Below are 24,557 nucleotides of genomic sequence, written 5' to 3'. Positions count from 1 at the left end.
TTTTGTAATGTGCAACAATAAAAAACACCACAGATATGAAAACTAATATTTCTCTTCGCCAAAATTCAACTCATTTTTACTTAATTGGATTTCTGAGTTTTCTAGCAGCATCGTGTGGTTCTTACCAAAACACATCTTATAATGATAATGATGGTGTGTATGGTAATAGAGCAAACACGTATGCTCAAAATAATACCACCAACACAAACAATCAATATAAGGATTACTTTAGATCATTGCAAGACGATAATCAGCCAACAGAAATCTTTACTGATGTTGATAATTATACTAATTATGCCGAAAATGACAGTACAGAAACTGCAACTGCAGCATACCCAGCCTGGGGAAGCAGTAACAGCGATGTAGCTATCAATGTTTATTCTAACCCTGCATGGTCTGTAGGTTTTGGATTCGGCTATCCTTATTATGGTGGATGGGGTTACGGTTACGGCGGCGGTTACTGGGGATACCCAGGATATGGCTGGGGCTATCCTGGATACTACTGGGGAGGCGGATATGGATACGGTTACGGCTGGGGTGGAGGCTATTACCCTGGATACTGGGGAAGACCTGCTTACGGATACAATAATTACAACTACAGCTACGGAAGAAGAGGTTCTGCCGCTTATTACGGAGGAAGAAACTACACATCAAACAGAGGAGGCTATGCTACAAGCAGAAACTACACATCAAACAGAGGCTACACAAATAGATCTAACGGATATTCTGATTTTAGAAGAAGTTCAAGCGTAAATAGCAGAAATAGCAGTCCAACTTTTACAAACAGAAGAAGTGCTACTTACTATAATAATGGTGGCAACTATAACAATTACAGTAATAGAAGAACCAGCAGTAATACTAACGGTAACACAACCAGAAGCTACAACTATAACAACAGCAGCAACAGCAATTCAAGCAGAAGCTACTCTCCTAGCCCATCACGTTCTTCAAACAGCAGTGGCGGAAGCATGAGATCATCTGGCGGTGGCGGCGGAGGTGGAAGATCTGGCGGTGGCGGAGGAGGAAGAAGATAATTCCCTTCTTTTTCAAATCTAAAATTCAATTTAAAATCTATCCTAATGAAAAAAATATTATTCCTACTAATAACAGGACTAACTGTTAGCGCCTCATATTCTCAAGAAGTATCGGACGCTGTACGATATTCACAAGACAACTTAACCGGAACAGCAAGATTTAGAGCAATGAGCGGTGCATTTGGGGCTGTTGGGGGAGATTTATCTTCAATAAGCGTGAATCCAGCTGGATCAGCAATTTTTAACAACAATCAGGTTGGCGTAACTTTTAGCAATCAAAGCGCAAAAAACAATTCTGATTATTTTGGAACTCAATCAAGTGACAGCAAAAATTCTTTTATCTTAAATCAAGCCGGAGGTATTTTTGTTTTTAATGATCGAAATCCTAATAATAGCTGGAAGAAAATTGCCATTGGAGCTTCTTACGAAAACACCAACAACTTCGACAACAGAAGTTTTTCTTCAGGAACAAATCCAACAAACTCTGTTGCTAATTATTTTTTAGCTTATGCTAATGGAATTCCTTTGGGAGACATTACAGGTATTGCTTACAGAGATCAATTTTATGATGAGCAACAAGCTTATTTTGGTTATAATGGTTTTGTAATAAACCCTGTTGCCGATACTGATGGAAACACACAATATACTTCTAATGTACCAGCTGGAGGCAATTATTATCAGGAAAACGAAATTTATACTACTGGATATAATAGCAAATTAAGTTTTAACCTTGCAACTTCATATAAAGACCGTTTATATATAGGAGCAAATTTAAATGTACACGTTACCGACTACAGAAGATCTACTAGTTTCTACGAAGATAATGACCATCCACTAGAAGCAGGCGAAACAATTTCTAGTTTACGTTTCAACAATGACTTATATACTTACGGAAATGGATTTTCTTTTCAAGTTGGAGCTATCGGAAAAGTTACTGAGGCTTTTAGACTTGGTATAGCTTACGAATCTAATACTTGGTATGAATTGTATGATGAAGTATCTCAAAGTTTATCAACTACAAGACAAGCAGATGGTGCTGATCCGATCAACAAAACTGTTAATCCTGATCTGGTAAATGTTTATGACTCATACACTTTACAAACTCCTGGAAAATGGACTTTTAGTGGTGCTTACGTTTTTGGGAAATCTGGTTTAATTAGTGTTGACTATTCTATTAAAGATTATAGCAACAGCAAGTTTAAACCAACGAATGATGCCAATTTCGGAGGACTAAACAGCGCTATCAGCAATACTTTGACTACTGCTGGAGAATTAAGAATTGGTGCTGAATACAAAATAAAACAATTGAGTTTACGCGGCGGTTACCGTTTTGAAGACAGTCCGTACAAAAACGGAACTACAATTGGAGATTTAAACAGTTATTCTGCAGGTTTAGGATATAACTTTGGAGGAACAAAATTAGATTTGGCTTATTCTTATATGGAAAGAAAATCGAATCAAGGATTTTTTGCAACCGGATTTACAGACGGAGCCAACATTACATCGAAACTTAATAATGTTTCTTTGACTTTACTTTTTGAATTGTAATTAAGGAATAAATAGATTGAATAATTTCCGTCAAGTTTTTTTACTTGGCGGATTTTTTTTTAGCCCTGATGGAAGCGGCATCCTTTTTCCTGCTCCTTTAGCAGGAAAAAGATATAGCGGACAGCAGGATTAGCTTCATAAAAAACATCTAAAAGAAAGGGAAACAAGCGCTGTTTGAATAAAAAAGTGTAATTTTGCACTCCAATTTATAAAAGTATGAGAACCAAGTCTTTAAAAAAGAACAAAATTAACGTAATCACTCTTGGGTGTTCAAAGAATGTATATGATAGTGAAGTGCTGATGGGACAACTTCGTGCAAACGGAAAAGAAGTTGAACATGAGGCTCCTGCAGAAAGAGAAGGAAACATTATTGTAATTAACACTTGTGGTTTTATTGATAATGCAAAAGCAGAATCGGTAAACATGATTTTGGAATATGCTGACAAAAAAGACAAAGGACTTGTTGACAAGGTTTTTGTAACAGGATGTTTATCGGAACGTTACAGACCAGACTTAGAAAAAGAAATTCCGAATGTAGATCAATATTTTGGTACAACAGAATTGCCTTTATTATTGAAAGCTTTAGGAGCTGACTATAAACATGAATTATTAGGAGAACGTTTGACTACGACTCCAAAAAATTATGCTTACTTAAAAATTGCCGAAGGCTGCGACAGACCTTGTAGTTTTTGCGCAATTCCTTTAATGCGTGGATCTCACGTTTCGCAGCCAATTGAAAAATTAGTAAAAGAAGCTCAGGGTCTCGCTAAAAATGGCGTTAAAGAATTGATTTTAATTGCACAAGACTTAACTTACTACGGACTTGACATTTATAAAAAGAGAAATCTTGCTGAACTTCTTGAAGAATTGGCAAAAGTAGAAGGTATTGAATGGATTCGTTTGCATTATGCTTACCCTACTGGTTTCCCTATGGATGTTTTGGAATTAATGAAACGCGAACCAAAAATTTGTAATTATATTGATATTCCGTTACAACATATTTCTGATTCTATTTTAAAATCTATGCGTCGTGGTACAACTCAGGCTAAGACGACTCAATTATTAAAAGATTTCCGTGCAGCCGTTCCGGGAATGGCTATTAGAACAACTTTAATTGTAGGTTATCCTGGTGAAACGCAGGAAGATTTTGAAATTCTTAAAGATTTTGTTCAGGAAATGAAGTTTGACAGAATGGGTTGTTTTGCTTATTCTCATGAAGAAAACACGCATGCTTACTTGCTTGAAGATGATGTTCCAGACGATGTAAAACAAGCTAGAGCGAATGAAATCATGGAATTGCAGTCGCAAATTTCCTGGGACATGAATCAGGAAAAAGTTGGAAAAACTTTCAAATGTATTATTGACAGAAAAGAAGGAGCTCATTTTGTGGGAAGAACGGAGTTTGATAGTCCAGATGTTGATAACGAAGTTTTAATTGACGCTTCTAAACATTACGTAAAAACAGGTGAATTTGTTAATATCAAGATAATTGAGGCAACAGAATTTGATTTATACGGAGAACCTGCTTAAATTTACAGCAAACAATTGCTAATTTTTAATAAATACTTTTATGAAATCTATTTCATTTTTATTTCTTTTAGTTTTCGCCTTATTAGGTATTAATTCTGCTTCTGCTCAATACGGCGGCGGATATAATAATGGTTATGGCAGTGGAGGTTACGGTGGCGGAGGTTACGGAAGAGGCGGCGGAATGGGTATGGATAGAAGCATGATGCAGGGAAATCAAGGAACACCCAGCAAACCTAAAGAAATTCCTGCTGAAGAAACAGCTGCAAAAATTGTTGATCAAATGAAACCAGAAGTTAATCTTGACGATCTACAGGCTATTGCTATTACTAATGTAATTGCTGACAGCATGAAAGAACAAGGTATTCTTTTGAAAAACGAAAGCAGCAGTCAAGATCAAAAAATGGAGCAAATGAAAGCGCTTCGTGAAAGTACTACAAAAAAAATTACTGCTTTTTTGAATCCGGATCAAATAGAAAAATACACGGCTTTTATGGCTAATTTTAAAGAGATTAAAAAGCCTAAAAAAGATAAGAAAAAGAAAAAAGATTCAGAAGAAGATAAAAAAGAAGAAACAAATACACCAAAAGTTGAAGAATAACGTTTAGTAACTTCATCTTAAATTATAATGAAACCATGGCAAAGAAACTTTTTTGTTATCTGATTTTAGCAATTATTATAACTTCTTGCTCAACCAACCCTTACAAAACTACTGAAAAAGCTTACGATCAACAGCTTAAAACTTTAGAAAACCAGATTACAAACAAAGAAGCTCAAACAATTCCTGCTGTAAGTCCTGTTATTATTGATACTTCTTACGCATTGCAATTGGGTATTGTAAAAGATTCTTTATCAAAAACGGGCTCTACTTCTCTATTAAATGGAATCAATACGGAATGGATTGGGACAGTAAATTTTAATTTAAGAAAACCTAGTTTTATAATTATTCATCATACTGCTCAGGATTCTATTCAGCAGACTATTAATACTTTTACTAAAACCAGAACTCAGGTTAGCGCTCATTATGTTATTTCTGAAAATGGAAAAGTAGTTCAGATGCTGAATGATTACCTAAGAGCTTGGCATGCCGGGAATTCTTCTTGGGGAAAAACAACTGATTTGAATTCGACTTCAATTGGTATTGAACTTGACAATAACGGTTTTAAACCTTTTACAGAAGCTCAAATTAGCAGTTTGGTTGCTCTTCTAACAAAATTAAAAAAGGACTATAATATTCCGACCCAAAATATATTGGGTCATGCTGATATTGCACCTGGCAGAAAACAAGATCCGAGTGCTTTGTTTCCGTGGAAAACTTTGGCTGAAAAAGGTTTTGGCATCTGGCCTGACGCTGTTTTAGAAGAAGCTCCGTTTGATTTTAAAATTGAGCCTGCTTTAAGAATTATTGGTTATAATACTAAGAATCTTTCTGCAGCCATTCAGGCTTTTAAATTGCACTATATTCAAACAGATGCAACTGCAACTTTAGACAGAAAAACAATAGATACTATTTATTCTATTTATAAGAAACAAGTACAATAGTGTTTCAAAGGATAAAAAAAAATGGACATTTCTAAAATATAGAAATGTCCATTTTTTTTTATCCTTTGTGAAAGTTATAAGTTATGAGTTTTGAGTTATTAATCATGATCATAACACTCTACTCCCACAATCTTTCATCCTGAGGAACGAAGGATCTCCGCAAGTGATTCTACAAAGATTGGAAATTTACTTTACGGAGTTTCTTGTGGAGATCCTTCGTTCCTCAGGATGACAAGATTGTAGATATATTGCACTTATTATATCTACAATCTTTATCAAAGTTTACGCGAAGTTTTTTCTCAAAGTTTGTCATTTCGACGGAGGAGAAATCACACTCGTAACTCTATAAAGCTTGGCGCTTTTTTTGCGGAATCCCTAGTGTGATTTCTCCTCCGTCGAAATGACAAACTGGACGTTTAATTGTGGGAGACGAAATATGCGATATACTTTTAATACAGTAAAAATATACTTAAAATATAAATAAACCGTAACACGATATTTTCATTCTTTTTAAACAAATAAAAAAGCTGCCAAAACATTAATGTGTTTCGACAGCTCCAAAAAAAAAAAAAAAATATCAATCTTTATCTCTAGAAAGAGTATGTTGTAGCAAGTAGAGCGTAGAAGCTTCCGCCAGTTGGCATTACATCTTTATCTAAAAAGATATCTTCTGAAGCTGCATCGTATCTTAATTCAGGAATTATAGTTAGTTTCCCAACTTTGTAGTTTAACGAAGCTGTGTTAGCAAATACGCTAGAACCGCTTAATGTACCTACATTTAGAGCATCTTTACCATCAAAATATTCCATTCTGTAGGCTAAGCTTACTGTTGGAGTAAATGCATAGTTTGCATATCCTACTACAGAAAACCAATCTCCGTCAAGAGCGCTGTCAAAATCATCTTTGGTTTTAGCATAAGTTGCATTAAATCCTAATGAAAAACTATCACTAATAGCTTGAGAGGCAACAAAATCAATTTGAGTTTTGTTTTCAGTTGATGCTGAGTTAGAACTTCCTGATGTGAAATTCAAATAAGCACTTCCTTTTTCTCCTATATATCCTACTTGACCGATGTATGTTTTTTGTTTAGAACCTGCATCCATTGCTGATTTAAAGTCTGTTGGGTTGGTTATACCAAACATCGCTGTAAATTTTCCAGATGTATATTGCGCTTTTACTCCCGTATTAAAGAACGGTCCGTAAGAGAATGCATAAGACATACTGTAGTTTTTGTTTCCGATTGCATCTAGTACTTCGTACCCGATATGAGTTCCGAAACTACCAAATACTACTTTAAATTTATCTGTTAGATTGTATGTAAAGTATAATTGTTTAATTAAAAATTTTGTATTTTCTTCATTATATGAAAATTCTTCTGCTCTGGTTCCGAAACCTAAATCTACAAACACAGCTGCTTTTCCGAACGAGTGCCCTGCTTGAATAGATGCCATTCCTAATTCAAATGAATCTTGTGAGTTGGTGAAGCTCGTTAATCCATTTTGTTGTTTTGAAAAATCATATTTATAATATGCATCGGCAGAACCAGAAAAGGTGGTTGCTGGCGGCGTAGTGGCTTCAGTATCATCTTGAGCAAATGCAAAAGAACTCGTTAACATCGCGGCTAATACGTGTAATACTTTTTTCATGTTTTAATTGGTTTTTAGTTATTAATTGATTCTGGTTAGTTAATCGTTTATATATCTATTTAATAGTATAGTCATTTTCTAAAACCTCAAATTCACCCCTTTTACCTCTTCATTTTCATTAGCGAATTTATTAACTTTTGTATGAGTAGAACAATCGAAATCTACTTTTTTGATGTTTTATAGCGAGAATTATGGATTACAAAAATTTATTTACCAATAATCGTTATTTGATATTTATACGGTTTCATTTTTAAAAATTTAATAATGGTATTTTACCATTTTAAACGATTAAAATAGGGTTTAACGAAAAAATAAGAACAAAAAAGATTAAAATTTAAACTAAAAACATCATTAAAAAACATACACCCCTAAAAAAATTAGGGGTGTATTTTATTTTAAAAAATTAAACACAAAAACAGATTTAATTTTTACATAAAAAACATAAACCCAAGGCGCAAGTATAATTCCTACAAAAAATGTATTTATAATTTATTATGAAATACCTCATCAGGATTTGAAATTTTCATCTTTAGTAATGGATATGAAGACAAAAAAAATCCTGTTCAAAAAATTGAACAGGATTTTATCTTTAGAATAAAACGGTCTAATTATTCTTTATTGTACTTTCTTAAAAATTCACGGACTTTAATTCCTGATTCTTTTAAATCTTCGTCTTTCCATTTTCCTTCAGATTTAGCCGTCTTTTTTAATATGGAACAAGTTTCGTCTTTATCTGAAACGGACCATGTAATCCAGCTTAATTTTCGAGATTCCATCCAATCGATATATTCTTGCCAGGCTTTTACGTTTAAAGGTCCATCGCCAGACGCTTCCATGCCTGCAGATTCTGAAACAAAAATCGGAAGACCGCTTTTTATTGCTGCATCTGTTTTGTCTCGTAATTCTTTTCCGTGCGTCGCGGCGTAAAAGTGCATGGTGTACATTATATTATTATCGTCTATAATAGGATCTGCTGCGGGAAGATCTACATCCTGATCCCAATGCGGACTACCGACTAAAATAATATTGTTTGGGTCATTTTCTCGTATTACGCGGATTACTTCTTCGGCATACGATTTAACTTCCCACCAGGTTTCGTAATCAGGTTCATTAAATACTTCATATATTATATTGGGGTATTTGGCATACTTTTTAGACATTTCTTCAAAAAAACCTTTGGCCTCTTTTAGGTTTACATTGTGGCTGTGCCAATCTATAATCACATAAATATCTGATTTTATAGCCCCGTTTACTACAGCTTCTACTTTTTCTTTAGCAAATTGCGGGTTCTTTATATAGGAGTCTTCTCCAAGCTCGATTCCCATTGCGGCACGAACAACATTGCAATTAAAATCTTTTTTTAACCAGCTGACGGCTTTTTCGTTATAAAATCGAGGCCACATGCTGTGCCATCCAAAACTCATTCCGCGAAGCACAATTGGATTATCGTTTTTATCAACGAGCTGTGTTCCTTTTACACTAAGCTGACCGTGTTCTTTGACAAATTGCGCTTTTGAAACACAAAACAACATTACTAATGAAATGGTAAAAATTTTAGTTTTTAACTTCATATAAATTAAGTTTTAAGGATTTAATTTTAACGTAATAACATCGTGAGAAGCAAGATCGGCAACAAAATTCTTTTTGGTTGTTCCTGCATCCTTATTTTTCCAAAGGTCTTTTAATTTAAAAACTGTTTTATTAAAATCGGCTTCGTAGCCAAAATCAGCGTCTTTAATTGTATTTTTCTTCCAGTCGAAGTTAATCTTTTTTGCGACATCACTTCTATTTAAGAATGTTACTGCCCAGCTTCCGTCTGAAAGTGGTTTTACCCAAACTTCAAGACCGTCTACAGCGGAATGTTTAAAACCCTGAACTCCCAATTTGTCTTGGTTTACGGCAATTAATTCTTTATTGGTTAAAATCGCCAATGTTTCTTTAGACATTTTTCTGTAATCGTTTCCTGTAAATAAAGGTGACGCCATCATGCACCACATAGAGAAATGTGATTTATCTTCGGTATCGTTCATTTCGTTACCCACTTCCATCATATCAAAATCATTCCAATGATCCGGGCCAGAATATTTACGAATGTCTTTTCTCATTTCTACGATTTTCATAAATCCCCAAGACGACCAGTTTTCCGGATGTTTAAATTCACAGTCAAAACATGGATAGATATCTCCCGAAATTCTCCACAAATTTCCAACTGGTTTTCCCCACTCCCACGGCTGATTATCACCCCATTCGCAAAGGCTGAAAACAATAGGTCTTCCGGCAGTTTTAAGTGCATTGCTCATAGTTGTGTAAGCTTCTTTGGCTGTAATTCCTTGTGTATTACACCAATCGTATTTTAAGAAATCAATTCCTAATTTGGCATAAAAACGCGCATCTTGATATTCGTAACCGCGGGTTCCCGGATATCCGGCACAGGTTTGAGTTCCCGCACAATTGTATAATCCGAATTTTAAACCTTTGCTGTGTACATAATCTATTAGCGCTTTCATTCCGCTAGGAAATTTAACCGGATCTGGCACTAAATCTCCATTTACATCACGTTCTTTGGTCATCCATCCATCATCTAATACTATATAATTATAGCCAGCAGCTTCTAATCCGGACGAAACCATTATGTCTGCTGTTTCTTTTACTAATTTTTCGTCGATACTTGTTCCGAAAGTATTCCAAGAATTCCAGCCCATTGGCGGCGTCATGGCTAGACCTTCAAATTTTCCTGCAACTTGTGTGTGCGTATTTCCCTGACTGAAACCTAAACTTGAAATGCTTAATGCGAACGCTAAAATTATTTTTTTCATTCTTATTTGCTTTTAAAATATACTATAAAAAGATATTCCCTAATTTTTCAATTAGGGAATATCTAAAACTAACTCAAATTAACCATGTGTTTTATTTTAATACAAATCCTAAATCATCAAACAATACGGTATTACCGCCGTCGTTATTAGATTCCTGGAATGTAAGCATTGTAACTCTTGCCGGATTTCCTAATGCGCTTAATGGAATTTCCATGTAAACCCATGTTGTAGTAACTGGAATAACATAATTTGCTCCTCCGTTTACACTAAAGTTAACCTGACCATTTTTTGCTCCTTTTACAGCAACTCTAAGTGCTTTATATGGTGCCATATCAAAATCAAAGCCCCAGTTTCCACCGTCCCAAGCGCTGAAAACCCATTGCCATGATTTATCACCTTGATAAGCATCTCCTCCAAAATCAAAATTAACTCCTTTTCCTGCCCACGGGCCACCCCATTGCATGCCGTACAATTTATCGTCGTACAATGCAGTTCCGATAGCTTCCAGAGAAGTTGCAGTTCCTGATATATTGGTTACAGCAAGGTTTCTCATGTTTGCATTTGCAGGTATTTTTACTACGATCTGCTCTAATGTTGAAGAGATTACTGTAACCGGAACAGCTGGTTGTGTTGCTGTTTTTGCCAAAGTAACGATTGGGTTTAAGAAGTATTTACCTTTTATAATTACCTGATCGCCTTCTACAGCATTGATAAGATTATAACTGCTGAATGTTGGTACTGGCGGCGCAACTGTTAAATCAAACTCTGCTGTACCGTTTTTTGTTACAACTTTTAATTTGTTTGATGCATTTGCGTACGGTGTATCTTCATCTACTAAAATTACAATATCGGTATCTGTTACAAAAACAGGCTTAAAGTAAGTATCAAAGTCATTAAAGTAAACTTTGGTTGTACTCAGAAATCCTTTTCCGTGAATTACATAATAGTTTTTTGGATCTACTAATGTAACCGGCGTTAATGGTTTCATGGTTCCGTCTAAATTATATCCGGAAGGTGATACTGATTCTATCGTTGGCGGACCAGAACTAACTGCCGTACTTTCATCATTGGAGCATGAACTAAAAAGCATTAAGGATAACATCCATGCCATACATGCTGCTAACGAAACAATTTTTATATTTTTCATATTTTTATTTTTAAAATTATTTAAAAGTATACGGTGCTACTTCTGTCAATTTTGGATTTTTAATTAAATCATCTGCAGGATAAGGCAGTAAAAGGTTTGTTGCAGAAATTGAGATGTGTTTTTCATTTTCTCTGTCTCCTCTGTTTTGCGCTTCTAATATTGCTTTGGCTTTAGCAAAAGGCAAACGTCCTAAATCAAAATAGTAATCTCCTTCGCAAGCTAATTCTGCACGTCTTTCTTTGAAGATATCATCAAAAGAAATTGAAGCTTTTATTGGTAATCCTGCTCTTTTGCGAACTGCATTGAAAGATTTAAGCGCATTTGCATCTGAAGTTGTTCCTGATTGAGAACCTAAAATTGCTTCAGCATGTATTAATAATAATTCTGCATAACGCATCATATAGCTGTTCATACTGCTTTCTCCATTAAATGGTGGATTAAACGGTCCTGTAATTGGTAAATTTTCTTTTCCGATTACATACTTTTTCAATCCTGCACCAGAATTTTGAGATTGATTTTCTATTGCAAATGTGTATCCTAATAATTTAGGAGAATCTACTGCAAGTGTTGCCGCATAGGTTAAATTTGGATAATAATCTCCAGGAAGCATAAAGGTTTCGATTCTTCTTTTGTCTCCATTTTCGAAAACATTTTTAATTAAATCCTGAGATGGTGCAATCTGACCAGAATAACTTGTTTCAACCAATCTATTTTCTGGAGCAAATAAGGTATTAGAAAAATTTCCTTCAAAATAAGTTCCTGCTCCTGTCCATTGCCATGAAAAGATAGATTCTTCGTTATTATTATTTTTTTGAAGCCATAAATCTGCAAAAGATTTTGAAGGCAGTTGTTCGCCTCCTAATAATTTAAATTCACCGCTGTCAATAACTTCCTGAGCCATTGCTCTTGCCAAGTCATACTTTTTTTCATACAAATAAACTTTTGCTAAAAGTGCTTTTGCAGAACCGCTTGATACATGCGCATTTGCTGCATAATCTGTACCTCTGTTTTTAGATTTTAAATTTGCAATTGCATATTTTAGATCGTTTTCTATAAACTTGTAAACGTCTTCGGTTGGATTACTCGGAATTACAAAGTTTTTAGAATAATCTGCATTGTTTTCTATAATTGGCACATTTCCCCATAATCTTACTAAAAAGAAATAAGAAAAAGCTCTGATAAAGTGCATTTCGCCCATTGCATTGTTTAGTGCTTCTTTAGTGACATTTGGCCCAACGCTTTGCGGCAATGTATTAATGTAAGAGTTACAGTTTGCAACTGCACCAAAACATGATCTCCAGGAATCTCCAATAAAAGATTGAGAGTTTGTAAAACTTAAATCTGTAAATTTTCCAAATTCGTTGTAAGGACCAGCGTACATATTTCCAGAAATTACATCGGTAATACCGTAAAATCCTTCTTTATTCATATTAAACCAAACCAAACCGTAAAGTCCGTTGCTGGCATTATCTAGTTTTACATCAGAATCGTAGTAGTTACCAATTGTTGGTACTCCTTCTGCAGGAACATCTAAAAAGTCCTGAGAACAAGATGATGATAGTACCAAAATCATTGTTAAGGCAACCGCACTGCTTCTTTTTATTATATTTTTCATATTAATACGTATTAAAATTCAACATTAAAACCAAAAGATATTACTCTAGGTACAGGATAACGACCATTATCTACACCAGATAATAATGCATCCTGATTGTAAGAACCTACTTCAGGATCGTATCCTTTGTATTTAGTAAAAGTGTACAGGTTTTGTCCAGAAGCATAAAGTCTTAATCTTGATAATTTTAGCTGAGAGATCATATCTGCAGGCAGAGAATAACCTAAAGTTAAGTTCTGAATTCTTAAATAAGAACCGTTTTCTATAATACGTGTTGAAACCGCATTATTAATATCATTGTATGCAGATGGTCTTGGCAGAGAAGCATCTGTATTATCTGCTGTGTAAAAATCTGCCGCTTCTGTTAGATAATTTGTTCCCAAATTACTGTTTAATGTACCAGACATACGCGTTAAATTCATCAGTTTATTTCCGGCAACTCCTTGAAGGAAAATAGACAAATCGATATTTTTGTATTTAAAGTTATTGGTAAATCCATAAGTGAATTTTGGATTTGGATTTCCGATGTTAACTAAATCTTTGGTATCAATTACACCATCATTATTTTGATCTTTATAAATAACATCTCCTTTTTGAAAGTTTGGTAATAATGAGTTTGTTCCGTTTTTCAAAACAACTTTAGTTCCAGGTGTTGTTTCGTGGCCATACGTCAATAAATCTTCGTCTGTTCTATAAATACCGTTAGCTTCATAACCTAAAAACGATCCAACTGGCGAACCTTCCTGAGTTCTTGATACTGTTACGGTATTGTAAGCAAGTGTACCCATTGTTTTTACAATATTTAATCCTGCCATATTGGTAACCTCATTCACATTTCTTGTAAAGTTTGCGCTCGCATTCCAAGAGAAATTTTCTGTAAATTGATTGGTATAACTAAGTGTTATCTCAAGACCTTTATTTTCCATAGTTCCAAGATTAAAGTAAGGAGGATTTACACCACCTTCGTAATCACCACCTCCAGAAAGGAAGTTTGGCAGTGGAACTTGATATAAGAAGTTTCTATTTACTTTTCTGTACACATCTACAGTAGCAGAAAGTTTAGAATCAAACATTGTAAAATCTAAACCTAAGTTAGTTTGCTCCTGAGTTTCCCATTTCAAATCTTTATTTGCCGTATTAGATGGCAAATAAGAAGTTCCCATAGAACTGTTGATTAAGTGCAGGTTAGAATCATATAAGTTATTACCAATCTGATTGTTTCCTGTTTGTCCCCATCCTGCTCTAATTTTAATATTATCAACATACTTTCTTGTACCCTCCATAAAATCCTCGTGAGAAAGTTTCCAAGAACCACTAGCAGAACTAAAAACCCCCCATTTGTTTCCAACAAAGAATTTTGAAGATCCGTCTGTTCTTACAGCACCAGAAACACTGTATTTATCTCCATAATCATAAACAACCCTTCCTAAATAAGAAGCTAATGTCTGAGTTCCAGAATATACACCGCTTGTAATTGCTTTTGGCAAATCTGAAGCCGCTAAAGATTTGTCATTATTATCTTTATAACCATAACCTGTTATAGAATATCCTTCCCAGTGTGCTCTGTTAGATTCTTGTACAGCCAATACGGTAAAATTATGTTTACCAATTGTATTTCTGTAAGTAAGCATGTTTTTTAAGTTCCATGAATTCCCAGAAGATGGATTGTAATACAAGTTGGCAAAACTTTTTACAGCATTACCCAAAGAATACATCGGATCAAAACGTTGTCCTAAGTTATCATAAATGTAACCTCCAGCTTCAAAACGATATTCTAGACCTTTTAATAAATCAATCTGAGTATAGAAATTTCCAGAATAGTTTTTTCTAACCAATGTATTTGCTCCTAATAAAGAAGTCGCTACAGGGTTTACAAATGATGTTGCTCCTCCAGCCGGCGGACCAGAAAATGCACCAGATAATTCTCTAACCGCTACATCTGGAGTTGCTAATAAAGAAGTAGCAACAACTCCGTTAAACTGCCCGTTTAAAGTCAGTTTTTCATCTGTAATTGCACCACTTACATTAATCCCAACTTTAATAAACTTGTTAACCTTAGCGTCAACATTGGTTCTAAAATTATATCTTTTAAATCCAGATTCGATTACAATACCATCCTGATTTAATACACCTCCAGAGATATAATAATTTACACCTTCTTTACCACCAGAAAAAGACAACTGGTTATTTTTCATAATTCCTGTTTCATAAATAGCATCCTGCCAATCTGTACCTTTTCCTAAAAGTTCAGGGTGAGCAAATTCAGGACGTTTTCCCAGCGGATCGTAAACATTTCCTAAAGCATTTTGATGCGTTGCATATTCCTGCAAATTCATAGAATGCAGTTTTTTAGGCAGGTTACTGATAGAATAAGAGTTTTCGAAAGACAATTTTCCTGTTCCTTTTTTACCCGATTTTGTAGTTACGATAATAACACCGTTTGCACCACGAGAACCGTAAATTGCAGTTGCAGAAGCATCTTTTAAAATATCTATAGACTCAATATCACTAGGATTAATAAGTGCTAGCGGACTTTGCGTAATATTTCCTGCATTAGAAAAGTTTGAATTTCCCTGCGCATTTCTTCCCGACGTAGAAGAGTTTTTAGCATCTCCGGAAATTGGCACACCATCTATTACATACAAAGGTTCGTTTGTACCAGTAAGAGAAGAAACCCCTCTAATTTTTACCGAAACGTTACTTCCAGGCTCTCCAGAGTTACTATTTACAACAACACCGGCCGCTTTACCCTGCATCATCTGATCAAAAGAAACCACTTTTAAGTTCTCAATATCTTTTGAGCTAATGCTGGAAATCGCACTGTTTACGTCTTTTCTCTTTTGAGTTCCGTATCCAATTACAACAACATCTTTTAGATCCTCTGCATTAGATTTAAGAATTACATTAATAGTTGTTTTGCCACTTACAGTAATCTTTTGAGTAGCAAATCCGATAAACGAAAATGTCAAAGTAGCGTTTGCAGGAACATCAATAGAATATTTTCCGTCAAAATCTGTAGAAGAATTGGTTTTTGTTCCTGCAACAGAGATATTCGCACCCGGAATAGAAAGTCCCTTTTCATCAGAAACTGTTCCTGTGATTTTTACCTGAGCTGCAATAAAATTACTCGTCAGTAATAAAATCAACATCAAAGGAACAGCTCTGTGGTTAGCGTTCCAATGAATGAAGTTAGTCATTAGTTTTTTCATAATAAGTGTTTGGTTAGTTTAAATATGTTTGTCAATAACTTAAGTCATAAAAAGGTGTATTTATTCTCTTAAATTATTTTAACAAATCTATAACAGAAGAAAACATTAAATCGATAGTATTATATCATTTAATGATAATATTTTTACCATATCACTTTAAAAAAACACATATTAAAATAAAAGAGTAAAAAAATTACATTATTCGCAATACACCTCCCCTAAACAACTCAAAATTGTAGATAAAAGTTAACGAAACCTTAAAAAAGCAAACGATTTCGTTAAAAATAATATTTGTTTGTGCAAAAAAAGTATCACTACAAAATACGCTTCAGACCAGAAAAATCTTCCCTATATTGACTAGGCGTACAATTTTTAGTAGCTTTAAAACTACGGTTGAAGTTGGCAATATTATTAAAGCCGGATTTAAATGCAACTTCAGAAACGCTCATATCTTTTTCTACAAGCCAGCGCGCCGCATATCCGATCCTGATATCATTAATATAATTGACAAAAGTTTTGCCTGTACGTTTTTTAATAAATCGATTAAAAGAAATAATAGACATGCTCGCAATATTAGCAACATCTTCTAAAGTAATTTTTTCAGCAAAATGTTTCTGCACATATTCATAAACCAGTTTCATTTTATCATAATCATCAAACGTATCATAATCTACAGTATAAGTAGAAAGCAAACGCTGGTTTCTGGAATTTGCCAAGTCATATAATAAAGAAGTAATTTCCAGAAAGTAATCCATACCGTCTAGTTTAGAAAGCCTTACCAATCTTGGTGTTAATTCTTCGGCCACTTTTTTAGAAAAAAGAATTCCATGAATCGAACGATTAAACATGTCCCGAATCGGATTCATAATTCGTCTTGAAAGCAAAGATTCATGAAATAAATCATTATGAAACTGAATCGTAATTTCGTGGATTTTTTTACTTGTACATTTATTCAATTCCCAGCCGTGATATAAATTTGGGCCAATTAAAACAAGTTCGACACTATCAATTTCTTCAATATTGTCACCCACAACACGCTTCACTCCTTTTCCGTTTAATATAAAATTGATCTCAAATTCCGGATGATAATGTACCGGAAAATCAAAGCTGTCTTTTACTCTGTCAAAAACTAAAAAGCTGTCTCCGGCAGAAAGCGGAGCAATTTCTCTGTAAAAATTTTTAGCACTACTCATCTTTAAATACTATTTTAGGAAGTAACATTGTTTTTTTTATTTGCAATAATATGATATATAATTGATAAAATAATATTAAATACAGTATAAACATCCGATTATCTTTGAAAAATAGAATTATCAATTTTTTAAAAAGTCTATTAATAATAAACATTAATCATTTTTAATATAATATCTTTTTAGAGTTTTAATAATTTTAACCGAAAAATGGTATTGAATTTTCGATAAGAAAAACAAGACGTTTTTTATTCCTATATTAAGTATAGATTTTAATGCACTGCATTGAAAAACAACCAAATTCAAAATGAAGAAAAACATATTAACCTTAATAATAGCCCTATTTATAGGAACATCTTGCTCTGCAAAGAATAACATGAGTAATACTAATTTGTCACTTTCAGATCAAAAAGCAACACCCGAAACTGTTTTGCTTTATAAAAAATTGAGCCTGCTAACTCAAAAAGGATACCTTTTTGGTCATCAGGACGATCTTGCTTATGGCGTAAAATGGAAATACGAAGACAAAAGAAGTGATATAAAAGACGTTGTTGGAGATTATCCTGCAATTTATGGCTGGGACATTGCAGGTTTAGAAAAAGACGATACAAAAAACATTGACGGCGTTCCTTTTGATAAAATGAAACAATACATAAAAGACGCAAACGAAAGAGGCGGCATCTCGACAATAAGCTGGCATTTTGATAATCCTGCAACCGGAAAAAGCGCTTGGGATAATACTCCGAATTCATTAAAAACCATACTCCCTGGCGGACAAAACCATACTAAATTTACTTCTTGGTTAGACAAAGCGGCAAGTTTCTTTTTATCCTTAAAAGATAAAAAAGGAAAAAACATTCCAGTTCTTTTTCGACCATTTCATGAATTAACCGGCGGTTGGTTTTGGTGGGGAAAACCAAATTGTACTTCTGAAGAGTTTAAAACAGCATGGAAATTTACTTTTGAATATCTTCAGAAAAAAGGTGTTCATAATTTGATATATGTATACAACACAGGAAGTTTCGCTTCAGAAACTGATTTTCTATCCAATTATCCTAGCGATAATTATGCTGATATTTTAAGTTTTGACAGTTACCAAAATAATGGAGACAAAAACGGTGAAAAATTTATTGCCGAAGTACAAAGTCAATTTAAAATATTGAATGAAATTGCCGAAAAGAAACACAAATTGATAGCGCTGGCAGAAGCCGGATACGAAGCTGTTCCCGATCCAAAATGGTGGACTGGAACTTTGTCTAAAGCGATTGGAGATTATAAAATTTCTTATGTATTATTATGGAGAAACCACGGCTGGCAGGAAAAAGAACAAAAAATGCATTATTACGTTCCATTTACCGGACAAGTGAGCGAAAAAGATTTTGTCGATTTTTATAATCTTGACAGGACTTTATTTGAAAAAGACATTTTAAAAACATTAAAATAATTACCCCAAACTCAACTTACAACCTTTAAAAAAAATCGAATGCACGACAAAATTAGTTTAAAAGAAAAAATAGGTTACGGTCTAGGAGACGCCGCATCGTCAATGTTCTGGAAAATCTTTAGTATGTACCTTTTATTTTTCTATACCGATGTTTTCGGACTGGCGCCTGCTGTTGTAGGAACTATGTTTTTGATTACCAGAATATGGGATTCCTGCTTTGATCCTATTGTTGGAATTCTTGCCGACAGAACCAAAAGCAAATGGGGAAAATTCAGGCCTTATTTACTTTGGGTTGCCATTCCTTTTGCTGTAATCGGAGTTTTGACTTTTTACACACCAGATTTTGACGAAAAAGGAAAAATAATTTACGCCTACGTAACTTATTCTGCCATGATGATGATTTATTCTTTAATCAATGTGCCTTACGCATCGCTTTTGGGCGTAATGTCCTCAGACAGAAAAGAAAGAAACACACTTTCGTCATACAGAATGGTTTTTGCTTTTGGAGGAAGTCTTTTGGCACTTTGGCTGATTGAACCTTTGGTGAATTATTTCGGTGGAAACCTAAACTCAAAAACAGGGTGGCTGGCAACTATTGTTGTTTTTGGATTAATTACAACTGTCTTTTTCTGGGCTTGTTTTTTCTTTACCAAAGAAAGAGTAAAACCAATTGGAGACGAACAAAATAACTTAAAAGAAGATCTAAAAGATTTACTAAAAAATAGACCGTGGTGGATTTTACTTGGCGCAGGAATTGGTGCTTTAGTATTTAATTCAATCCGAGACGGCGCAGCTGTTTATTATTTCAAATATTATGTGAGTAGTGCTGTAAATTTCGATTTTTCGTTATTTGGAACGGATTTTCACATGACGCCAACTTCTATTTATTTAGTATTGGGACAAGCCGCAAATATTATCGGAGTTATTGCTGCAACACCGCTGGCTAATAAATTCGGAAAAAAGAAAACCTTTTTTGGCGCAATGGCATTAGCCGCAATCTTAAGTTTAGTTTTCTATTTCTTCGGAAAAGAAGACGTAACCCTAATCATGACTTTCCAAATTTTAATCAGTATTTGTGCAGGCTGTATCTTCCCATTAATCTGGTCCATGTACGCAGACGGCGCAGATTATTCAGAATGGAAACAAGGCCGTAGAGCAACCGGATTGGTTTTCTCTGCATCATCAATGTCACAAAAATTTGGCTGGACCATTGGCGGTGCCGGTGCCGGATGGCTTTTGGGTTATTACGGTTTTCAGGCCAATGTAGAACAAACAGCCACAGCACAACACGGAATACAATTAATGTTAAGCATACTTCCTGCAATAGCAGCAGCAATATCAGTCGCTTTTATTTTATTCTATCCATTATCCGAAGAAAAACTTCAAATAATAGAACAAGATTTAAACGAAAAAAGAGACCAGACCAATTAAAACAAAAACCATTTCAGATCCCGAAAACAAACAATATGACAACAATAACCTCTTCAGCTGTGTTTCAAGATAGAAAAGCAGCATTAGAAAAAGAACATAAAACACTAATCGAGCAAAAAAACACACCAGAGAAAAGTGCCGGAAACGGTATATACGATCGCTATATAAATCCTGTCGTAACTGCCGCTCACGTACCATTAAACTGGCGCTTTGATTTGAACGAAAATACAAATCCATTTTTGCAGGAAAGAATCGGAATGAATGCCGCTTTTAATGCTGGCGCAATGAAATGGAAAGGAAAATACCTGCTGGCGGTGCGCGTAGAAGGAATTGACAGAAAATCATTTTTCGCTATCGCGGAAAGCCCAAACGGAATTGATAATTTTAAGTTTTGGGAAAAACCATGCGTGATTCCGCAAACCGCAGAACCAGACACAAACGTTTACGATATGCGTCTGATAAATCACGAAGACGGTTGGGTTTACGGTATTTTCTGCACTGAAAGAAAAGACCCAAAAGCACCAAAAGGCGATACAAGTTCGGCTGTAGCCAATGCCGGAATCGTACGTTCTAAGGATTTAGTAAACTGGGAAAGACTTCCTGATTTAATTTCAAACACAGGACAACAGCGAAATGTAGTTTTACATCCGGAATTTGTAAACGGAAAATACGCCTTATACACACGTCCGCAAGATGGTTTTATAGATGTTGGCGCTGGTGGTGGAATTGGTTTAGGTTATGTAGAAGACATGAAAAATCCGGTTGTAAAAGAAGAAAAAATCATCTTCGGCAAGCAATATCATACTATTTATGAATTGAAAAATGGTCTTGGTCCCGCTCCTATCAAAACAGAAAAAGGCTGGCTGCACCTGGCGCATGGAGTTCGTAATACCGCTGCAGGTTTACGCTATACTTTATACATGTTTATGACCGATCTAAATGATATTTCTAAAGTAACGCACGTTCCTGCCGGACATTTTATGGGGCCGGAAGGTATAGAAAGAGTTGGTGACGTTTCTAATGTATTGTTCTCAAACGGCTGGATTGAAGATGCAGACGGAACTGTTTATGTGTACTACGCATCATCAGATACAAGAATGCACGTTGCCGTTTCTTCTGTTGCAAAATTAGTTGATTATGTAACGAATACTCCGGCAGATACTTTTATTTCTGCAGGATCTGTAGAAACCATAATTAGTCAAATCGAAAAAAACAACACAATATAATACACCGTGTCAGTAAAATTAAAGGAACTTAAATTAGAACTAACAGCAGAACTTGATGCGATTCTAAAATACTGGTCTAAACATACCGTTGACAACCAAAATGGAGGATTTATTGGCCAGATTGATTTTAACGATCATCTTATTGCCAACGCAGAAAAAGGTTCTGTTTTGAATGCCCGCATTTTATGGACGTTCTCTGCCAGTTACAAAACCACACAAAACGAAAACCACAAAACGCTGGCAGAAAGAGCTTTTAATTTTCTTTATAAACATTTTTACGACACACAATTTGGAGGTCTTTTTTGGAGTATTACAGCAGATAAAACTCCAAAAGACACCAAAAATCAGATTTACGCTCTGGCGTTTGCGATTTACGGATTATCTGAATATTACAGTATTTCTAAAGATGAAAAAGCATTAGAAATCGCTGTAAATCTTTACAAACAAATTCAGAAACACAGTTACGATCCTGTAAACAAAGGCTATCTCGAAGCTTTTACGAGAGATTGGCAGCCTATTGAAGATTTACGTTTGAGCGACAAAGATGCCAACGAAAAGAAAACAATGAACACGCACCTGCACATTGTAGAAGCGTATGCGAATTTGTTTAAAGTTTGGAAAGATCAAACGCTTCAAAATGATATTGTTGAACTTTTAGAAACTATAGAAAAACATTTCATTAATATTGAAACAGGACATTTAAGTTTGTTTTTTGATGAAAACTGGATCGAAAAACCAGACGTTATCTCTTACGGACACGACATAGAAGCGGCATGGCTTTTATTGCAATGTGCCGAAACTTCTGAAAATGAAACTTTAATTAAAAATTATAAAAAACATGCCATTCAGATGGCAGAAGTTACCAAAGAAGGTTTAGACACCGACGGCGGTTTATGGTATGAATTTGATCCTGAAAACAATAAACTCATTGCCGAAAAACATTGGTGGGTTCAGGCCGAAGCTTTAATCGGTTTTTATAATGCCTATCAATTAACTGGCGATGAAGCTTATTTGAAAATCGTTTACAAAAACTGGAAATTCATTAAAAAACACATTTTAGACAAAGAAAATGGCGAATGGTTTTGGGGAATTTACAAAGACAATTCTTTAATAGAAAAAGACAAAGCCGGCTTCTGGAAATGCCCTTATCATAACAGCCGCGCCTGTTTAGAGCTTATTCAACGAATAAAGATTTAAAGTTTCGCCGAGTAAATCAATTAATTGTATTAAAAATAATGATTATGAAACAACTACTATTTTTTAGCTTACTATTTCTAACTACAATTACAAACGCTCAGACCAACTTGGTCAAAAACGGCGGATTTGAAAGCGAATTGCTCAATTGGCGAGGCGAAGAAAACGCTATGATTTCTCCTTACGAAAAAAAATCAGGAAAAAGCGGCGCCAATATTACGCAGTTTGTAGGTGCAGAATGGAAAGCTATTGATCAAATTGTTTCGATTCCGAAAAATACATTTGCAGTTGAATGCAGTGTCTGGATGAAAACAGACGGTGTTGAAACCCAAAGCGAAGCTTATAAAGCAGCCGCGGTAATTTTAGAATTTACCAATGCTGGCGACAAACAAATTGTTTCTGAAACCATAGCGCAGGCAAAAGGTGCTACAGAATGGATTAATTACAAAAAAACAATCAAAACTCCAGCCGAAGCCAAAAAAATGAGAATTATGCTGGCTCTGGCACAAACAAATGGCACTGTCTTTTTTGACGATGTTAAAATAACCACTCTTACGGAAGAAGACTATCTAAAACTGAATCCGGGCCAATAACCAAAATCATGAAAAAATATATTTTAAAAAACCTATTTATAGCTTTATCGGCTCTGGCTTTTATGAGCTGTTCTTCAGATAAAGACACCAGCGGCGAAGTTATTATCGATCCGCCAACCCAGGATGATCCGCTTACAATTGCAAACACAGCTACGTATATGGTCGATGCAGGCGCTACAAAAGAAACCGTCGCTTTATTTTATAATTTAAAAAGGCTTGCTAAAACCAAATTTGCAATTGGACAGCAAGATGCATTTAACAGCTTTTATCAAGATGCAGGCGGAGATTCTGATATCAAAAAAAATACAGGTTACGATCCTGCAATTCTAGGTTCTGATTTTTCATTTATTACAGACAAAAACAATAACAATCAAGCTAATAACTGGTTTTATCAACAGGAGCAAAAAATAACAGCCGATGTTAAGGCCGCTTACGCGAAAGGCATGATCAATACTTTTTCGTGGCATTTGAGAGAACCTTACAGCGAAGATTCTTTCTATACTTCCGACATGACTACGGAGCAAAAAAATAACGCTTTTAAAAGTATTTTACCCGGTGGCGCCAACAACGAATGGTACAAGAAAAAACTAGATAAAATCGCCAGCGTTGTTTCTAATTTAAAAGGTGCAAACGGCGAATTGATTCCGATAATTTTCAGGCCTTTTCACGAATTTGACGGAAGCTGGTTTTGGTGGGGAGCAGACTTTGCGACTGCCGATGAATATAAAAAAGCCTATCAGTTTACGGTTGATTATCTTAAAAACACAAAAGGCGTTCACAACATTTTATATGCCTTTTCTCCCGACAATTCATACACAACAGAGGCCAATTATTTAAGCCGCTATCCCGGCGATAAATATGTTGATATTATTGGAATGGACAATTACGGCGATTTTAACAATCAAGGTCAGACAGGTTCAGATAAAGCAAACACCAAACTAAAAATTCTTTCTGATTACGCTAAAGCAAAAGTAAAAATTGCTGCTTTGACAGAAACAGGCTATCGCGTTACAAGCACAACACCGGCAATTACAGATTGGTTTTCTACTTTATTATACAGCGCATTAACCAAAAATGATGTCCAGATAAGTTATGTCCTATTTTGGAACAATAATGCTGACGGATATTATGTTCCGACTGGTTCGGTTTCGAATGCAAATGATTTTAAAACTTTTAGTTCTAAAACAAAATCAGCTTTGGCAAATGGATTGCCAAGGATGTATGAAATGCCTAAGTAAGTTTTTTTGTTTGGGGTTTCAAGTTTCAAGTTCCTCTTAGTTTGTCATTGCGAGGAACGAAGCAATCACACTAGCAATAAGCAGTCGTTAGAAAAAAAATGATGAGATTACTTCGTTCCTCGCAATGACTAATGAAAACGCATAGCGGGAATAGCTC

18 protein-coding genes are annotated in these 24,557 nt (G+C 34.9%); 11 read left to right on the top strand and 7 right to left on the bottom strand.

The genetic code is table 11. The features are described from left to right. The first annotated feature begins 35 nt into the window (after nt 1–35). The 5 genes from EV144_RS12200 (at nt 36) to EV144_RS12180 (ending at nt 5,651) form a co-directional block, all read left to right on the top strand. Nucleotides 36–1,034, top strand: coding sequence for a hypothetical protein (locus tag EV144_RS12200; protein WP_134149167.1), 999 nt, complete (start codon nt 36–38; stop codon nt 1,032–1,034). Nucleotides 1,035–1,079: 45 nt separating this feature from the next. Then, the gene (locus EV144_RS12195; RefSeq protein ID WP_134149166.1) at nt 1,080–2,582 is read left to right on the top strand and encodes an OmpP1/FadL family transporter; all 1,503 of its coding nucleotides are present in this window, start codon (nt 1,080–1,082) and stop codon (nt 2,580–2,582) included. A 216-nt stretch (nt 2,583–2,798) separates the two neighbouring features. Next, nucleotides 2,799–4,112 carry a 30S ribosomal protein S12 methylthiotransferase RimO gene (rimO, locus tag EV144_RS12190; protein ID WP_134149165.1) on the top strand — a complete coding sequence of 438 codons (1,314 nt, stop codon included), beginning with the start codon at nt 2,799–2,801 and terminating at the stop codon, nt 4,110–4,112. Between the two features lie 40 nt (nt 4,113–4,152). Continuing rightward, entirely contained in the window at nt 4,153–4,710 is a 558-nt protein-coding gene (locus EV144_RS12185) for a hypothetical protein (protein ID WP_134149163.1), read from the top strand. Nucleotides 4,711–4,745: 35 nt separating this feature from the next. Continuing rightward, nucleotides 4,746–5,651, top strand: a complete 906-nt coding sequence (locus EV144_RS12180; protein ID WP_134149162.1) for an N-acetylmuramoyl-L-alanine amidase — start codon at nt 4,746–4,748, stop codon at nt 5,649–5,651. 590 nt (nt 5,652–6,241) lie between these two features. Here EV144_RS12180 and EV144_RS12175 read toward each other — a convergent pair. The 7 genes from EV144_RS12175 to EV144_RS12145 all read right to left on the bottom strand — a co-directional run bounded on the left by EV144_RS12175 (nt 6,242) and on the right by EV144_RS12145 (nt 17,277). Then, complete coding sequence (locus EV144_RS12175; RefSeq protein WP_134149160.1) at nt 6,242–7,297, bottom strand: outer membrane beta-barrel protein; 1,056 nt, start codon at nt 7,295–7,297, stop codon at nt 6,242–6,244. Nucleotides 7,298–7,905: 608 nt separating this feature from the next. Next, on the bottom strand, nt 7,906–8,868 hold the full coding sequence (locus tag EV144_RS12170; protein ID WP_134149159.1) for a glycoside hydrolase family 5 protein: 963 nt from the start codon (nt 8,866–8,868) through the stop codon (nt 7,906–7,908). A gap of 12 nt (nt 8,869–8,880) precedes the next feature. Next, a complete protein-coding gene (locus tag EV144_RS12165) occupies nt 8,881–10,113 on the bottom strand; it encodes a glycoside hydrolase family 27 protein (RefSeq protein ID WP_134149157.1) in 1,233 nt (410 codons plus the stop codon). Between the two features lie 91 nt (nt 10,114–10,204). Continuing rightward, nucleotides 10,205–11,260 (bottom strand): hypothetical protein, encoded by a 1,056-nt coding sequence (locus tag EV144_RS12160; RefSeq protein ID WP_134149156.1) that lies wholly within the window; start codon nt 11,258–11,260, stop codon nt 10,205–10,207. Nucleotides 11,261–11,276: 16 nt separating this feature from the next. Next, the gene (locus EV144_RS12155) at nt 11,277–12,875 is read right to left on the bottom strand and encodes a RagB/SusD family nutrient uptake outer membrane protein (protein ID WP_134149155.1); all 1,599 of its coding nucleotides are present in this window, start codon (nt 12,873–12,875) and stop codon (nt 11,277–11,279) included. 11 nt (nt 12,876–12,886) lie between these two features. Further along, nucleotides 12,887–16,084: a SusC/RagA family TonB-linked outer membrane protein gene (locus EV144_RS12150; protein ID WP_134149153.1), complete on the bottom strand. Its 3,198-nt coding sequence runs from the start codon at nt 16,082–16,084 to the stop codon at nt 12,887–12,889. A gap of 314 nt (nt 16,085–16,398) precedes the next feature. After that, on the bottom strand, nt 16,399–17,277 hold the full coding sequence (locus EV144_RS12145; RefSeq protein WP_134149152.1) for an AraC family transcriptional regulator: 879 nt from the start codon (nt 17,275–17,277) through the stop codon (nt 16,399–16,401). Between the two features lie 304 nt (nt 17,278–17,581). On the opposite strand from EV144_RS12145, the gene EV144_RS12140 reads away from it, so the two are divergent. From EV144_RS12140 to EV144_RS12115, 6 genes are read left to right on the top strand one after another with little or no spacing between them, the layout of a single operon-like run. Continuing rightward, a complete protein-coding gene (locus EV144_RS12140) occupies nt 17,582–18,718 on the top strand; it encodes a glycoside hydrolase family 26 protein (RefSeq protein ID WP_134149150.1) in 1,137 nt (378 codons plus the stop codon). 39 nt (nt 18,719–18,757) lie between these two features. Further along, nucleotides 18,758–20,149 carry an MFS transporter gene (locus tag EV144_RS12135; RefSeq protein ID WP_134149149.1) on the top strand — a complete coding sequence of 464 codons (1,392 nt, stop codon included), beginning with the start codon at nt 18,758–18,760 and terminating at the stop codon, nt 20,147–20,149. 35 nt (nt 20,150–20,184) lie between these two features. Next, nucleotides 20,185–21,375 carry a glycosidase gene (locus EV144_RS12130; protein ID WP_134149147.1) on the top strand — a complete coding sequence of 397 codons (1,191 nt, stop codon included), beginning with the start codon at nt 20,185–20,187 and terminating at the stop codon, nt 21,373–21,375. A gap of 6 nt (nt 21,376–21,381) precedes the next feature. Continuing rightward, nucleotides 21,382–22,572, top strand: coding sequence for an AGE family epimerase/isomerase (locus tag EV144_RS12125; protein ID WP_134149146.1), 1,191 nt, complete (start codon nt 21,382–21,384; stop codon nt 22,570–22,572). Between the two features lie 44 nt (nt 22,573–22,616). Beyond that, entirely contained in the window at nt 22,617–23,162 is a 546-nt protein-coding gene (locus EV144_RS12120) for a hypothetical protein (protein ID WP_134149144.1), read from the top strand. Nucleotides 23,163–23,170: 8 nt separating this feature from the next. Continuing rightward, nucleotides 23,171–24,400, top strand: coding sequence for a glycoside hydrolase family 26 protein (locus EV144_RS12115; RefSeq protein WP_134149143.1), 1,230 nt, complete (start codon nt 23,171–23,173; stop codon nt 24,398–24,400). Nucleotides 24,401–24,557: the final 157 nt, after the last annotated feature.

The organism is Flavobacterium sp. 270 (assembly GCF_004368785.1).
Taxonomy (GTDB): domain Bacteria; phylum Bacteroidota; class Bacteroidia; order Flavobacteriales; family Flavobacteriaceae; genus Flavobacterium.
This window is presented reverse-complemented; position numbering and strand designations above follow the sequence as displayed.

What these genes read in the sequence shown, in the direction of transcription:
- EV144_RS12200 (WP_134149167.1), top strand. Translation starts at nt 36, where the DNA reads ATGAAAACTAATATTTCTCTTCGCCAAAATTCAACTCATTTTTACTTA.
- EV144_RS12195 (WP_134149166.1), top strand. Translation starts at nt 1,080, where the DNA reads ATGAAAAAAATATTATTCCTACTAATAACAGGACTAACTGTTAGCGCC.
- rimO (WP_134149165.1), top strand. Translation starts at nt 2,799, where the DNA reads ATGAGAACCAAGTCTTTAAAAAAGAACAAAATTAACGTAATCACTCTT.
- EV144_RS12185 (WP_134149163.1), top strand. Translation starts at nt 4,153, where the DNA reads ATGAAATCTATTTCATTTTTATTTCTTTTAGTTTTCGCCTTATTAGGT.
- EV144_RS12180 (WP_134149162.1), top strand. Translation starts at nt 4,746, where the DNA reads ATGGCAAAGAAACTTTTTTGTTATCTGATTTTAGCAATTATTATAACT.
- EV144_RS12175 (WP_134149160.1), bottom strand. Translation starts at nt 7,297, where the DNA reads ATGAAAAAAGTATTACACGTATTAGCCGCGATGTTAACGAGTTCTTTT.
- EV144_RS12170 (WP_134149159.1), bottom strand. Translation starts at nt 8,868, where the DNA reads ATGAAGTTAAAAACTAAAATTTTTACCATTTCATTAGTAATGTTGTTT.
- EV144_RS12165 (WP_134149157.1), bottom strand. Translation starts at nt 10,113, where the DNA reads ATGAAAAAAATAATTTTAGCGTTCGCATTAAGCATTTCAAGTTTAGGT.
- EV144_RS12160 (WP_134149156.1), bottom strand. Translation starts at nt 11,260, where the DNA reads ATGAAAAATATAAAAATTGTTTCGTTAGCAGCATGTATGGCATGGATG.
- EV144_RS12155 (WP_134149155.1), bottom strand. Translation starts at nt 12,875, where the DNA reads ATGAAAAATATAATAAAAAGAAGCAGTGCGGTTGCCTTAACAATGATT.
- EV144_RS12150 (WP_134149153.1), bottom strand. Translation starts at nt 16,084, where the DNA reads ATGAAAAAACTAATGACTAACTTCATTCATTGGAACGCTAACCACAGA.
- EV144_RS12145 (WP_134149152.1), bottom strand. Translation starts at nt 17,277, where the DNA reads ATGAGTAGTGCTAAAAATTTTTACAGAGAAATTGCTCCGCTTTCTGCC.
- EV144_RS12140 (WP_134149150.1), top strand. Translation starts at nt 17,582, where the DNA reads ATGAAGAAAAACATATTAACCTTAATAATAGCCCTATTTATAGGAACA.
- EV144_RS12135 (WP_134149149.1), top strand. Translation starts at nt 18,758, where the DNA reads ATGCACGACAAAATTAGTTTAAAAGAAAAAATAGGTTACGGTCTAGGA.
- EV144_RS12130 (WP_134149147.1), top strand. Translation starts at nt 20,185, where the DNA reads ATGACAACAATAACCTCTTCAGCTGTGTTTCAAGATAGAAAAGCAGCA.
- EV144_RS12120 (WP_134149144.1), top strand. Translation starts at nt 22,617, where the DNA reads ATGAAACAACTACTATTTTTTAGCTTACTATTTCTAACTACAATTACA.
- EV144_RS12115 (WP_134149143.1), top strand. Translation starts at nt 23,171, where the DNA reads ATGAAAAAATATATTTTAAAAAACCTATTTATAGCTTTATCGGCTCTG.